At 61.7% G+C, this 14,517-nt stretch carries 11 protein-coding genes; 2 read left to right on the top strand and 9 right to left on the bottom strand.

The window, feature by feature from the left end:
* Positions 1 to 3 precede the first annotated feature (3 nt).
* The gene (locus CO657_RS17035) at positions 4 to 2,457 is read right to left on the bottom strand and encodes a GcvT family protein (RefSeq protein ID WP_054185110.1); all 2,454 of its coding nucleotides are present in this window, start codon (positions 2,455 to 2,457) and stop codon (positions 4 to 6) included.
* Entirely contained in the window at positions 2,454 to 4,904 is a 2,451-nt protein-coding gene (locus CO657_RS17030; protein WP_054185109.1) for a GcvT family protein, read from the bottom strand. The genes CO657_RS17035 and CO657_RS17030 overlap by 4 nt, the downstream gene beginning before the upstream one ends.
* Before the next feature lie 131 nt (positions 4,905 to 5,035).
* Between CO657_RS17030 and CO657_RS17025 the strand changes: the two genes are divergently transcribed.
* Positions 5,036 to 5,887 (top strand): LysR family transcriptional regulator, encoded by an 852-nt coding sequence (locus CO657_RS17025; protein ID WP_054185108.1) that lies wholly within the window; start codon positions 5,036 to 5,038, stop codon positions 5,885 to 5,887.
* Positions 5,888 to 5,910: 23 nt separating this feature from the next.
* Here CO657_RS17025 and CO657_RS17020 read toward each other — a convergent pair whose 3' ends face one another.
* Complete coding sequence (locus CO657_RS17020; RefSeq protein WP_054185107.1) at positions 5,911 to 7,449, bottom strand: outer membrane beta-barrel protein; 1,539 nt, start codon at positions 7,447 to 7,449, stop codon at positions 5,911 to 5,913.
* A gap of 143 nt (positions 7,450 to 7,592) precedes the next feature.
* On the opposite strand from CO657_RS17020, the gene CO657_RS17015 reads away from it, so the two are divergent.
* Complete coding sequence (locus CO657_RS17015) at positions 7,593 to 8,588, top strand: KpsF/GutQ family sugar-phosphate isomerase (RefSeq protein ID WP_054185106.1); 996 nt, start codon at positions 7,593 to 7,595, stop codon at positions 8,586 to 8,588.
* 13 nt (positions 8,589 to 8,601) lie between these two features.
* Here the strand turns inward: CO657_RS17015 and CO657_RS17010 are convergent, their stop codons facing one another.
* The 6 genes from CO657_RS17010 to omp10 form a co-directional block, all read right to left on the bottom strand.
* Positions 8,602 to 9,063: an NfeD family protein gene (locus CO657_RS17010; protein WP_054185105.1), complete on the bottom strand. Its 462-nt coding sequence runs from the start codon at positions 9,061 to 9,063 to the stop codon at positions 8,602 to 8,604.
* 3 nt (positions 9,064 to 9,066) lie between these two features.
* Entirely contained in the window at positions 9,067 to 10,104 is a 1,038-nt protein-coding gene (locus tag CO657_RS17005; RefSeq protein ID WP_054185104.1) for an SPFH domain-containing protein, read from the bottom strand.
* Positions 10,105 to 10,250: 146 nt separating this feature from the next.
* The gene (gene hemH / locus CO657_RS17000; protein WP_054185103.1) at positions 10,251 to 11,285 is read right to left on the bottom strand and encodes a ferrochelatase; all 1,035 of its coding nucleotides are present in this window, start codon (positions 11,283 to 11,285) and stop codon (positions 10,251 to 10,253) included.
* 124 nt (positions 11,286 to 11,409) lie between these two features.
* Positions 11,410 to 13,386, bottom strand: coding sequence for a bifunctional metallophosphatase/5'-nucleotidase (locus tag CO657_RS16995; RefSeq protein ID WP_054185102.1), 1,977 nt, complete (start codon positions 13,384 to 13,386; stop codon positions 11,410 to 11,412).
* A gap of 256 nt (positions 13,387 to 13,642) precedes the next feature.
* A complete protein-coding gene (locus tag CO657_RS16990) occupies positions 13,643 to 13,960 on the bottom strand; it encodes a hypothetical protein (RefSeq protein WP_054185101.1) in 318 nt (105 codons plus the stop codon).
* Between the two features lie 26 nt (positions 13,961 to 13,986).
* Positions 13,987 to 14,355, bottom strand: coding sequence for an outer membrane lipoprotein Omp10 (gene omp10, locus CO657_RS16985; RefSeq protein ID WP_012558911.1), 369 nt, complete (start codon positions 14,353 to 14,355; stop codon positions 13,987 to 13,989).
* Between the last annotated feature and the right edge of the window lie 162 nt (positions 14,356 to 14,517).

The raw sequence follows: 14,517 nt of genomic DNA, 5'->3' as shown, positions 1-14,517 counted from the left end.
TTGTCACATCCGAACCCTCGCGGCATTCGGGTCATACATCGGCGCAAGTGACGTCTCGGCTCTCACCCTCGTTCCCGCAATCTCGATTTCGTAAAATGAGCCAAGCACTTCCGCCGCGCTCTCACCCTCACAGGGCACGTAACCCAGCCCGATCGCACCGCCGAGGAAGTGGCCGTAGTTGCCGGAGGTTATGGTGCCGACGATCTCTCCGTCGCGGACGATCACCTCGTTGTGAAAGAGCAACGGTTCAGGATCTGTGAGCTTGAATTGCACCAGCCGGCGATCAACGCCCGTTTCCTGCTTGTGCAAGACGGCATCGCGGCCGATGAACTCCCCTTTGCCGGTTTTGACGGCGAAGCCGAGGCCTGCTTCCAGCACATGATCCTCATCGGTAATGTCATGACCGAAATGGCGGAACCCCTTTTCGATGCGGCAGCTATCGAGCGTGTGGATGCCGCAAAGCTTCAGACCGATGTCTCGGCCAGCCAGTTCCAGCGCCTCAAAGACGTGGGCGGCCTGGTCGGTCGAGACATACAGCTCCCAGCCGAGCTCGCCGACATAGGTGACGCGGTGAGCGCGAGCCACTCCCATGCCGATCTCGATTTCCCGCGCAGTGCCGAAGGGATGGGCGTCGTTGGAGAAATCGTCAGGGCTGACCCTCTGCATCAGCTGACGCGACTCCGGACCCATCACGCAGAGCACGCTTTCGGCGGCCGTCATATCGGTAACCACGACATTTTCATCGGCCACGTGCCTGCGCAACCAGGCAAGATCACGCTGCAGCGTCGCACCTGGAACAATGAGCAGGAAGGCGGTTTCGGTCAGCCGGGTTGCGGTGAGGTCACTTTCGATGCCGCCACGATGGTTCAGCATCTGCGTATAGACGATACGGCCGGCGGGCACGTCTATCTGGTTGGCGCAGAGCCGTTGCAGGAAGCGACAGGCGTCTCGCCCTTCGACCCGGATTTTCCCAAAGGAGGTCATGTCGAAGAGACCGACGCCGGTCCTGATTGCCAGATGTTCCTCGCGTTGGTTTTCAAACCAGTTCTGTCGCCGCCAGCTATACTGGTATTCCCGCTCTTGCCCTTCCCTGGCAAACCAGTTGGCGCGCTCCCAGCCAGCCACTTCGCCGAACACGGCGCCACGCGCCGCAAGGTGCTCATGGATCGGCGAGCGGCGTATACCGCGCGCGGTCGCCATCTGCCGATAGGGGAAATGGTCCGCGTAAAGCAGGCCGAGCGTCTCCGTGACCCTGTCCTTCAGGTAGAGCCGGTTTCTCTGAAAGGGCTGGGCGCGGCGGATGTCTACATCCCAGAGATCGAAGGGCGGTTCGCCGTCGTTCATCCATTGGGCAAGCGCCATGCCGGCACCGCCAGAAGATACGATGCCGATCGAATTGTATCCGGCCGCCACCCAATACCCGTTCAGTTCCGGCGCCTCGCCCAGATAATAGCGATCGTCGGGCGTAAAGCTCTCCGGTCCATTGAAGAAGGTGTGAATGCCGGCGGTTTCCAGCATCGGCATCCGGTTGATCGCCATTTCGAGGATGGGCTGGAAGTGGTCGAAATCTTCGGGCAACTGGTCAAAGCAGAAGTCCTCGCGGATCGCCTCGCCCGCCGGCGGCCAGGGCTTGGCAACCGGCTCGAAGGCACCAATGAGCATCTTGCCGGCATCTTCCTTGTAATAGGCACACTCGTCCGGCACACGCAGCACAGGCAGAGATTTCAGCCCCCCAACAGGCTCGGTGACAATGTAGAAATGCTCGCAGGCATGCAGCGGCAAGGTGACGCCGGATTGCCGAGCGAGATCTCTGCCCCACATGCCGGCGGCGTTGACGACATTTTCCGTCTCGATCGTGAAACGCTCGCCGGCCTGTTCGCAGACGACGCCGACGACTCGACCATCCCTGGCAAGCACGTCGATTACCTTTACGCCTTCGATGATGGTCGCACCGTGCTGCCGAGCTCCCTTGGCGAGCGCCATGGCGATGTTTGCCGGGTCGCATTGTCCGTCGAGCGGCAGGTGAACCGCTGCCTTGATGTCGCCGATGTTGAGATGCGGGTAAAGCGCCTTCGCCTCTTGCGGCGAAATCTCGCGAACGTCGATTTTGAACGCCCGGGCCAACGAGGCCTGACGGTAGATCTCTTCCTTACGCTCTTCGGTCAGGGCAACGGTGATCGAGCCATTTTGGCGCATGCCGGTGCCGATGCCGGTTTCGGCCTCCAGCCTGACGTAGAGATCGGCGGAATATTTGGCGAGGCGCGTCATGTTTTGCGAGGCGCGGAGCTGACCGATGAGGCCAGCCGCGTGCCATGTGGTGCCTGAGGTGAGCTGTTTGCGTTCGAGCAGTACGACATCGGTCCAGCCAAGCTTCGCCAGATGGTAGGCGATGGAACAGCCTGAGACCCCGCCGCCGATGATCACCGCGCGTGCCTTTTGGGGGATGGGTTTCGTCATGCTCGCAATCTCTCGTTCTCGGGATCCCACAACGGCCGGTCGGGCTGGACGACGGCCTTGAACCGGTCGCCGAAGATTTCAACCTCCAGCTCCGTGCCCGGCACCGCCAGATCCGACCGCAGCATGCCGAGCGTCACGGACTTGCCGACGCGGTAGCCCCAGTTGCCCGACGTTGTCTCTCCGACCAATTGACCGTCGCGCCAGAGCGTCGACATATAGGGGGCGTCACATTCGCCGGCATCGACAGCCAATGTGACGAAGCGCTTCGTCACACCTTGCTGCTTCTCGCGCTCGAGCGCCGTCTTGCCCTTGAAATCGGGTTTTGCCCAGTCGACGAAACGCTCCAGCCCGCCCTGCAGTATGGTGTAATCGGTGGAAAGGTCGCCCTTCCAGGCGCGGTAGCCCTTCTCGATACGCAGGCTGTCGAGTGCTTCCATGCCGAATGGCTTCAGGCCATGCTTCCCGCCTGCAGCCCAGACCGCGTCGAAGACCGCGGCCGTGTCGTCCACCTTCGTGTGAAGCTCCCAGCCAAGCTCGCCGACGAAGGAAACGCGCACCAGCTGCAGTGGGCGGCCTGCTATCTGGCAGGACTGGTGCGTCAGCCACGGCTTGGAAAGATCGGCATCGGTGACTTCTGCGAGGATGGCACGCGATTGCGGCCCTGACAGTATCTGGCAGGCCAAATCGTCCGTCACATCGTCGAGCGTGAAACTCGCGTCTTTCGGCAGATGCTTCTGCAACCATGCGAAATCGTGCCACTGCGCTGTCGCTGCGGTGGTCAAGAAGAAAAGATTCTCTTCCAGCGCCATCACCGACATTTCGGTGACGATACGGCCTTTGTCGTCGGCAAAATAGGCAAGTCCGATGCGGCCGGGTTTCGGCACCTTGCCGGTGATCAGGCCGAGCAGCCAGTCGCGCGCGCCTTCACCCTGCAGGCGGTAGCGGGAAAAGCCCGGCAGATCGAGAATGCCCGCAGCATCACGCACCGCCAGGCATTCCTCCTCGATCCGTTTCTGCCACGGTCCCGCCCGATTCCAGGTCTGCGTTGATTGTTCCGACGTGTCATCGCCTGATTTGGCGTACCAGTTGGCGCGCTCCCAGCCATTATAGGGCTTGAATTGCGCACCAAGTGCTGCGATCCGATCATGGATCGGCGAGAGTTTCCTGTTGCGACCAGCAGGCCAGGCATGTTTCGGGAAATGCATCGCATATTCATGGCCGTAAACTTCCATGCCCTTGGCGATGCAGTAATCCTGGTCGGAAGCAAAGCGCGTATAGCGACGTGGGTCGCAGGACCACATGTCCCATTCGGTCTGCCCTTCGGTCAGCCATTCGGCCAGCACCTTGCCGGCACCGCCCGCCTGGCAGATACCGAAAGTGAAGACGCAGGCCTCAAACGCATTCGGCACGCCCGGCATCGGCCCGATCAGCGGATTGCCGTCCGGTGTATAGGGGATAGGTCCGTTGATCATGCGCGACAGACCGGCAGTGCCGAGGATCGGCACGCGCTCGACAGCGTCATTGAGATACCATTCCAGCCGCTCGAGATCGTCGGGGAAAAGCTGGAAGGAGAAATCCTCCGGCATCGGATCCTCGGGCGTCAGCCAATGCGCCTTGCAATTGCGCTCATAGGGACCGAGGTTCATCCCGGTCTTTTCCTGCCGCAGATAGTAGGAACTATCGACGTCTCGCAGCAGCGGCAGCTTGTGGCCTGCCTCTTTCGACCATGCGGCAAGCTCAGGAATTTCTTCGAACAGCATGTACTGATGGCTCATCACCATCATCGGCACCTCGCGGCCGAACCATTTGCCGACTTCGCGGGCGTAATAGCCGGCGGCATTGACGACATATTCGCAGCGGATATCACCCTCGGGGGTGGAAACGATCCATTCGTTGTTTTCCCTGCGCGCACCGGTTGCGGGACAGAAGCGGAAGATCCGCGCCCCCAGGTCGCGAGCGCCCTTTGCCAAGGCCTGGGTCAGCTGCGCCGGATCGATGTCGCCGTCATGCGGATCGTGGAGCGCGCCGATGAGGTCATGGGTCTCGACAAAGGGATATTTCGATTTGATCTGCTCGGGCGACAGGATGTCGAGGTCCATGCCCTGGTAGCGTCCCATGCCGACCACACGCTTGAATTCCTGCAGCCGCTCGTTCGAGTGGCCGAGCCGGATCGAGCCGGTCACGTGGTAGTTCATCGGATAGTCGACCTGAGCGCCCAGCTCGCGATAGAGCGAGGCGGAATAGCGCTGCATGTTCATGATCGACCAGGAAGAAGAAAACGTCGGCACATTGCCGGCCGCATGCCACGTCGATCCGGCAGTCAGTTCGTTTTTTTCCAGAAGCACCGCGTCGGTCCAGCCCGCTATGGCCAGATGATAGAGGGCGGATACGCCGACAGCTCCTCCGCCGATAATCACAACGCGCGCCTGAGATGGCAAATTCGACATGGCTGCTCCTCGTTCGAAGGGAAGTGTGGCAACGAACGGGAGCGGCATCAAGCGGAGGGAACTTGCTTTATTGATCGAAGAATTCGATTAGATAATGCCAGATCCCCTCGACCAGTGAGCCTGGAAAGAACATGCAGATTGATCTTATCGAGACTTTTCTCGACCTGATGGAAACCCGCAGCTTCAACCGCACGGCGGAGCGGTTGAACGTCACGCAATCAACCGTTTCCCATCGCGTTAAGGCGCTGGAGGCGCAGTTCAACCGAAAGCTCTTCACCCGCAACAAGGGTGGCACCGCACCGACGGCGTCGGGCCTGCGTTTCCTGGATCATGCGAAAGCCCTTCAATATCAGTGGAATGAGGCAACGCGGGCGGTCGAGAATGCGGGCGCCTATGAGCGATCCATGCGGCTCGGCATCCAACACGACCTTGCCGAAATCTTTGCCGGGCGCTGGCTTTCTGCGGTCCGCGCCGAGCTGCCTGGGACATCGATCTACGTGGAAGCAGACTACTCGAACCAGATGAACCGCGACCTCGCTGCTGGAGATCTCGATCTGGCCGTTCTCTATACTCCGCACTACCTGCCCGACCTTTACTATGAAAGAATCGGGGAAATGACATATAATCTGGTCAGCAACGTCGCCTGCACCGTCGGCGCACTTCGACCCGAAACCTATATCCAGGCCATCTATTCTCCGGCCTTCGACCGTGCCCACCGACTGGCTTTGCCGCATCTGTCGGCAGCACCGCTGGCGTCGGGGCAAAACATCGCCATCAGGGAATTGCTGATGACGCTGGGGGGCGCTGCCTACCTCATGAAAAGCAGTGCTGCGCGACTTATCAAGGAAGGTGCCGCTTTCCCGGTAGAGGACGCTCCACCCATTCAACAGACGGTCTATGCCGCAACCAGCATCCGCACACGTCACGCCCCTCAGCACCGCCGCATCATCGGCATCCTGCAGGATCTGATAGCATCAGCCTGAGCGGATGGCAGGGCGACATGCTTTTAGCGTTTGAGCTTGAGGCCGACGCCGGCGCGCCATTGCTGCGAATCGGTGCCTTCCTTGCGCGCGGTCAGCTCGTAGCCGAGCGTGCTGGTGAGATCGAGATAGCGGTTGATGTTCCAGGTCAGGCCGGTCGCCGCGGTATAGACGAGCTCGTCGTTGATGGTGCTGTCGGTCGGATAATCGCGCCACGTCACCCCGCCGATCATCGTGCCAACCAGATTGTCGCGCAACTGGTGGGTGACCGTCGTCGTCAACGCGTGCGAGACATAGCCGCTTTCGCCCGCCGTGGTCGAGGGCTGGATGCTCGTCTGCAGGTCGAGATTGACATCGGTACCGCGGATCGGCGACCAGAGCAGGCTCGCATCGAGGGTCGCGGTATCGATCGACGACAGCCGGCTGTCTTCGAAATTCGCCATCTCGTAGCCGACGCCGACTTCACCCTTCAGCTTTTCGCCGAGATCGACCTCGACGCCTGCCTTGGCGCCGTAGCTATGGCCGGAACGTTCGTAACCGGCCGAATCACGCGTCTCGTCATAGAGCGTCCGGCCGACCGTGGCCTCGATGAAGGGAATGAGTGCGGGAGACAGTTCGTAACCGACGCGGCCGCGCAACGTGCCGGTCGTCTGGTCGCGGTCGCTGAGAGCGACGGTCGTGCCATTGGTCAGCGTGGCGTCGGAATAGATCGAGCGGGTCAGCGCCAGCGCCGTCGTGCCGCGGAGGATGCCGAAATCGCGTTGGACGGAGGCGCCAGCCGAAAATTCCTGTACGTCCGACTGTTGTGTCGCATTGGCGATCGCATCGGGATCGTCCGTATCCTCGCGGTAGAAATTGTAACCGGCAGTGAGATGCGCGACCGTATCGTCGGGAAGATCCAGCCGGAGGTCGCCGTTGACCTTGAAGGACGGCTGCTCCTCACCCTCGCCGCTGATATTCCGCTGCCAGGCGCCTTCCGAGGTGACGGTCAGCTGATGCCGGCCCCAGTCGGAGGTGAGTGTCGCGGCTGCATCGGTTTCGAGGAAGGCGCGCCTTTGCGTGGTGCTGCCGTCCTTGGTGGTCTCGGTGTTGATGCTCTGGGTGACGCTCGGGCGGAGCACGAAGGTGCCGATCGGAATGCCCGGCGTTTCGGCCGTCGAGGCACTTTCGGCAGCCCGGCGGCGCGGCAGCGTTTCGTCGATCGGTGCTTCGCGGGTGTTCAGCCGGCGGATATCCTCATCGAGGATGGAGCCGGTAATGTCGTCGCCGGCTTGCGCATCCGGTATGGCCGGCCTCTGCGCGGCATCATCCGGGTTTGCGGTCGTGCCGTTCGCCGCAGGCGTGGCGGTATCGTCGGTGCCGTCATCGAAAGCGGCGGCGGCGTTCGTGGTGTTGTCCTGAGAGACGGTGGAGCGGCTATTTGCCGTCGTTGCCAGCTGTTGCGAGGCGGACTGCGCCAGGGCTGCCGTCTGGCTGAGAAGCAGGCCACCGAACGCAGCAAAAGTGACGGCACGGCTCATGGCGCGGAGCGGCGTCACACTGCTCGTCTGTTTTGGCTGGCCCATGCAATTCGCGCCTGACATGCTTTCGGTTCTTACCCAAAGGTAAAGCCTCGTGGTTAATCATTCGTTGCCGACGGCGGGTGCCGTTCACATTTCGGAAAGAGTGCGGGGTGGACTTGGAAAGTGAAAAGGTCTAACGCAGCTTCATGAACAGAAGAGCGATAAACCTCGTTGAAAACAGCGTGCTCGAATCGGCAAAACGCACGATAGAGATCGAAAGACGCGGTCTTGAAGCGCTCGAACAGGCCTTCGGCAATGGATTGGCCGGTCCTTTCACACGCGCTGTCGAAGTTATCGGCGATATCACCGGACGTGTTATCGTCACCGGCGTCGGTAAGAGCGGGCACATCGGCGCCAAGCTTGCGGCGACGTTCGCTTCAACCGGGACTCCTGCCTTTTTCGTGCATGCGGCCGAGGCCAATCACGGCGATCTCGGCATGATCGCGACCGACGACGTCGTGTTGGCAATTTCCAAGGGCGGCGAGAGCGCCGAGCTCAAGAGCATCATTTCCTTCACGCGGCGCTTCTCCATTCCGCTGATCGCGATTACCTGCAGCGGCAGTTCCTCACTTGCGACAGCCGCCGATATCGTCCTTCTCGTGCCGAACGAGCAGGAAGCCTGCCCGAATGGGCTGGCGCCGACGACCTCGACACTGATGCAGCTTGCGATCGGCGACGCGCTGGCCGTGGCGCTGTTGGAGGCGCGCGGCTTTACCGCCACGGATTTCCACGTCTTCCATCCCGGCGGCAAGCTGGGCGCGAGCCTGATGCATGTCGCCGATATTATGCACACCGGCGAACGGCTGCCGCTCGTGGCCAGGGGCACGGCAATGCCGGAGGCGATCACGGTGCTGTCGCGCAAGCATTTCGGCTGCGTCGGCGTGCTTGACGAGGATGGGCGGCTCTGCGGCATCGTCACCGAAGGCGACATGGCCCGAAACCTGACCCGCAATCTTTCAGAGCTTGCGGTCGACGACATCATGACGCGGACGCCGAAGACGGTGAAGCCAACGATGCTGGCGACCGCCGCGCTGGCGCTGCTCAACCAGCACCACATCGGCGCGCTGATCGTCATCGACGACGACCACCGGCCGGTCGGGCTGGTGCATTTCCACGATCTGCTGCGGATCGGCGTCGCCTGATCAGAGCTGTGAATCAGACAGAGACAGGCTCGACCGTCAGGTCGCGGCCGTTGCTCGACACCACCTTCACCTGCGTTCCCGCCGGCAGGTCCGGTCCCATCACCTGCCATAGCGTATCGTCGAGGCGGATGCGGCCGCGGCCCTCGCGGATCGGTTCGTGCAGCGTCGCCGTGCGGCCGACGAGGCTGGCGCCGCGCTGATTGAGAAAGGGCTCGTCGGTCGTCGAATTGCGCAGCGTCAGCCGACGACCGGCGAAGGTCGTGGCGACGGCTAGCAGCGCAAAAACGATCGCCTGCAGCTCCCAGACCCAGAAAGCGCTGTCCCAGAAGAGGAGCGACAGCGCGCCGACGATCAAGGCGGCAAGGCCGATCCAGACCAGGAAGAACCCGGGCACGATCATTTCCGCGGCGAGCAGCACCAGTCCCGCGACCCACCAGCTCCACGGACCAAGTTCGGCGACGATCTTCGCCAGCATGGCTTAGCGCTCCTGATCGGGATTGAAAGGATTGGGGGTCGACGGGTTGATCGGTGGCGTCGAGCGTGCCGGCGCCGGGCGGGGACGCGGCAGGGGTGGCGGCGAAGCCGGGTTGTTGCCGCCATCGCCGAACACTTCGCGGGCAATGGCGCCGATGCCGCCGAGCGAGCTCAGGATGGAAGAGGCTTCCATCGGCATCATCACGATCTTGGAATTGGATGCCGAGCCGATCGCGGTGAGTGCCTCGGTGTATTTTTGCGCGACAAAATAGTTGATCGCCTGAATGTCGCCGGCGGCAATGGCTTCGGAAACCATCTTCGTCGCCTTGGCTTCGGCCTCGGCCAGGCGCTCCCGGGCTTCGGCATTGCGGAAGGCGGCCTCGCGCTGGCCTTCAGCCTGGAGAATGGCGGATTGCTTGGCGCCTTCGGCCCTCAGAATCTGGGCGTTGCGTGAGCCCTCGGCTTCCAGCACCTGGGCGCGTTTCTCGCGCTCGGCCTTCATCTGCCGGGCCATCGCATCGACGAGATCGCGCGGCGGCTGGATGTCCTTGATTTCGACGCGGGTGACCTTGATGCCCCAGGGCTGCACGGCCTCGTCGACGACGCGCAGCAGCCGGTCGTTGATCGCATCGCGGTTGGAAAGCAGTTCGTCGAGATCCATCGAGCCCATGACCGAGCGGATATTGGTCATGGTCAGATTGAGGATGGCGTTTTCGAGGTTGGCAACCTGATAGGCGGACTGGGCAGCGTTCAGCACTTGATAGAAGGCGACGGCATCGGCCGAAACCGAGGCATTGTCCTTGGTGATCACCTCCTGGGTCGGCACGTTCAGCACCTGCTCCATCACGTTCAACCGGGCGCCGACGCGCTCGATGAAGGGGGTGATGAGGTTGAGGCCCGGCTCCAGCGTACGGGTGTAGCGGCCGAAGCGCTCGATCGTATAGCGATAGCCCTGCGGCACGGTCTTGATCCCGGCAAAAAGCACCAGGATGACGAAGATAACCAGTACGATCACGACGATATCGAAGCCGCCGAACAGCATGAATTCCTCCTATCGGCGCATGCAGCGCGCCTCACAACTGATGTGGTGAGGTAGCATGTTCTTTGCGAGGAAGAAATGACCCACGGATGCCCCGCCTCCTAGGAAAAGAAGGATGAGTCAGGGCAGATTTTTCAGCGTGGGATCTCTCAGATCCAGCCCTGCAATTCGCGGCGGACGACCTTTTCCAGCACCTTCATGCCGTCCTCGCCGTCGTTGAGGCAGGGGATATGTGCAAACTTCTCGCCGCCATTCTCATGGAAGGAATGGGCGGCCTGTTCGGCGATCTCCTCAAGCGTTTCCAGACAGTCGGAGACGAAGCCCGGATTGATGACGGCGATGCGCTTGACGCCGTCTTGGGCGAGCTTCTCCACCGTCTTGTCGGTATAGGGTTGCAGCCATTCCTCCGGCCCGAAGCGGGACTGGAAGGTGACCATGAAGTTTTCCTTGGTCAGCCCCAGCCGCTCGCGCAGCAGCCGGCCGGTCTTCTGGCATTGACAGTAATAGGGGTCGCCCTGCTTGAAATAGGACATCGGAATGCCGTGGAAGGAGGCGAGCAGCATCTCCGGCTTCCAGTCGAGCGTCGCAAGATGTTTTTCGACGGACGTTGCGAGTGCTTCGATATAGGTCTCGTCGTCGTGATAGTCGGGCACGGTGCGTAATGCCGGCTGCCAGCGCATCGAAAGCAGCTTCTGGAACGCCTTGTCGTTGACGGTAGCGGTCGTTGCCGCCGCATATTGCGGATAAAGCGGGAAGAGCACGATACGGTCGCAGCCCTCTTGCTTCAGCGCCTCGATGCGCGAGGCGATCGACGGCGTGCCGTAGCGCATCGCCCAATCCACTTTGACCGTCGCCAGATCCTTCAGGCGCTCGGCCATCAGCTCGGACTGGTTGCGCGTATAGGTGCGGAGATAACTTTCGTTCTTCTCCTTGTTCCAGATCAGCTCATAGGCCTTGCCGACTTTCCGCGGGCGGGTGTTGAGCACGACACCGAACAGGATCGGATACCACTTCCACGGCGACCATTCGATGACGCGGCGATCGGTCAGGAACTCCCGGAGATAGCGGCGCATCGACGTGTAATCGGTGCCATCTGGCGTGCCGAGATTGACCAGCAGGACACCGACCTTGCCTGACTTGACGGCCGGATGGTCTGCCGGGCGGAGTGAAGTATCTGCTGTCATTCTGGTCCCAACGCTCTTTTGTCTCGTCGGCTCATACGCAGCCCCGAGATCGTGGTTCACCCTATAGAAAGAAAAGCCGGCCCGGGAAAGCCCGGGCCGGCCAGCGATGTCGGGACAAATCGTCTTACTTGGCGGGAACCTCGATCTCCTTGCCGACCGTCAGGTGACGCGGGTTCGGACTGCCGTTGGCCTCCGAAAGCTTCCGCCACAACGTGCCGTCGCCATAGAAGGTCACGGCGAGATCCCAGAAGGTGTCGCCGGCAGCAATGACGTGGGTGGATGGCGTCGTTGCGGCAGGTGCGGAGGCTGTCGGCGCCGGTGTCGGTTCCGCAGCGGGTGCAGGCGTTGCTGGCGTTGCCGGGGCGGGTGCTGCGGAGGCAGGCGCGGGCGTTGCCGGTGCAGCAGGGGCCGGGGCAGGTTCGGCGGTTGGTGCAGGGGCTGCGGGCGTTGCTGGTGCGGGAGCGGCCGGTTCGGCAGCCGGTGCCTGCGCGACTGCCGCGCCGTTTTCGGTGACGCGGCCGTCGGTATAGGGCTTATAGGGCGAGTGGGCGGCCAGATATTCGGCGGTCACGTCGGCCAGATCCGGACCGAAATCATAGGCGTTCTTGCCTTCCTTGAAGATCGAATAACCGTCGCCGCCTGAGCGCATGAAGTTGTTGGTGGCGACCTTGTAAGTCTTGGCTTGGTCGATCGGAGCGAAGGTGTCGCCCTCCTTCACCTGGACATCGCTGACTCGGCTGCCGACAGGCTTGGACTGGTCGAAGGAGAATTTCAGGCCGGCGACCTGCGGGAAGCGGCCGGCGCCCTGATCGATCTGGCTGACGCCGTTTTCGAGCGCCTTGACGACATCTGCGCCGGTGGCCTCGAAGGTGGCGAGCGTGTTCTGGAAGGGCAGGACGGTGATGACTTCGCCCTGGGTGACCTCACCGCCGTCGATCGAAGCGCGCAGGCCGCCGCCGTTCTGGAAAGCGATGGCAACACCCTGGTTCTTCGTGCGGTCGAGCATGGCATCGGCCACCAGATTGCCCATCGAGCATTCCTTGACGCGGCAGACCTTGCGGTCGCCGTCGATCGGGGCGTCGGAGGAGCCGATGACCTTCTTGCGCAGTTCCTCGATCGGTTTGGCCAGTTCCGCGATGCGGGCAACGACAGCCGGATCGGGCGTAAAGCTGGAATCGATCAGGATCGGATCGCCCTTGGCATCCTTGACGACGCCGCTATCGTCGAAATTGACGACGAGATCGCCGAGATACTTGCTGTAGGAGGCGGCCTGGACGACCGGCACCTTGTAGCCGCCCGGATTGTCGACCATCGTCGGATAGGGGCCTTCAGCCTTGGGGTCGGTATTGGAGAGCAGGCTGTGGGAGTGGCCGCCGACGACGACGTCGACGTCCGGGATCTTGGCGATCAAAGCGAGATCGCGGGGATAACCGACATGGGTCAGCGCGATGATCTTGTTGACGCCCTGGCCCTTCAGATCCTGAACGGCTGACGTAATGGCCTGGACGTCATCTGATATCGTGACGTTCGGGCCGGGGGAGGAAAGTTCGGCCGTGTCATTGGTGACGGCGCCGACGATGCCGATCTTCTGGCCGCCGACATCGAGCACCAGCGAGGGCTTGATGCGATCGCCGAGCTTTGAGGCGGCTGCCGCCTTGACGTTTGCGGTAACGACGGGGAATTGCACCTTGTCGAGGAAGGTCGCAAGCCCGTCCTCGCTGTCGTCGAATTCATGGTTGCCGACGGTCATGGCGTCGAACTTCATCAGGTTGAGGAATTCGGCTTCGGCCGCGCCCTTGTAGGTGGTGTAGAACAGCGAGCCCTGGAAATTGTCGCCGGCATTCAGCAGGAGGACATTCTTGCCGGAAAGCGCCTGACGACGCTGGTCGATCGCGGTCTTCAGGCGGGCAGCACCGCCGAAGCATTCCTTCTTGCCTTCTTCCTCGGCTGAGCAGGTGGAGTCGAACTTGTTGATCGATTCGATGCGCGAATGGAAATCGTTGATATGAAGAATATTGAGTTCGTAATCCGCAAAAGCGGCGCCCGTGCTCAGCGCCAGCATGGACGCGGTCAAAAGACCGAAGCTGAAAGACTTCGTCATCCCTGTTCTCCTGATTGAGGCGAGAGATCCCCCTGATCCTCGCCGATCCCTTCCTTAAAGCGCGTCGCGCTTTAGCTCTTTGTTTTTATGCATGTCGTTATCCCGGAACCGCTGCACACTTCCGGGCGACATGCATTAGTCCGCCGAGGCGGTTCCCGGCCTGCGGATGTTCCATCAGACGATGGGCGACCGCAAGAGAAAGCTGGGCCAGTCAGGCCGCTTTCCAAGGGGGCGGGGCAAAAAAGCCGGGTGGCTGTTACAGGCATTCGCCGTCGGCGGCGTTTCGGTAGAGTTCGTGCACGGCCTCCGCGATATTCAGAACGGTGGCGAGGGCGATGATCAGACACAGAAGAAAAACGAGGCGGTGAAAGCGCCGGCCGGCCCGATAGGCAAAGAGCGCGCCGGCGCCGTAGATCAATATTGTCGGCACGGCCAACATCGTCAGCTGGCCCGGTCCGTCGCAATCGGGAGCGGCGATGCCCTGGGCACGATAGACGTTGGCCGGAAAAAGGACGGCAAGTGCTGCAAGCGGCAGCGCGAGCAGGAGGACGAGGTAAACGGCGAGGGCGCGCATGCTGTGCTTAGCCTATCGCCTTATCTTCAGCCTCGGCGGGAAAGTGTGAATTGTGCGCCGGAATCGGAGGTGCAGTTGAGCTGGCTCGGGTTGACGAGGGCGCAATTGACCTTGGACTGGGTCTTGCGCACCAGAGAGGTCATGTTGATCTCGACCAGGGTCGGCGAGGTATTGATATAGGTGCCCGAGGCAAGAAGCTGGTTGCTGTCGGTCGTGCGGGTGGTGAAGCTGCCGCCCTGGAAGGTGGAGACGATGCCGTTCGGATCGCTCCAGTTGCCTTCGACGCCGGTGGCGGCCGGTGCGTTTGCAACCGGCAGGCGGCGCGGCTCTGGCGAAACGCAGGCGGCAAGAGCGGCCGCTGCACCGACAAGAACGAGACCAGTTCTGATTTTCATAAGGCTTCTCCCGGGAATCGGTGCGGCGGACAGCCGCCAAGTTCGGGCAAAACATGGCGCGCGCCCGCCGCGAAGGCAAGCCTTGGCGGGGAGGCCGACGGCATTTAGACAGCAGGCGTTACAAAAATGCCCGCCTTGCGGCGGGCATCTTCAAAGTCGCGC

This window comes from Rhizobium acidisoli (genome assembly GCF_002531755.2).
GTDB lineage: Bacteria > Pseudomonadota > Alphaproteobacteria > Rhizobiales > Rhizobiaceae > Rhizobium > Rhizobium acidisoli.
Note: the sequence above shows the minus strand (reverse complement) of the source record. Positions and strands in the feature narration are given on the sequence as shown.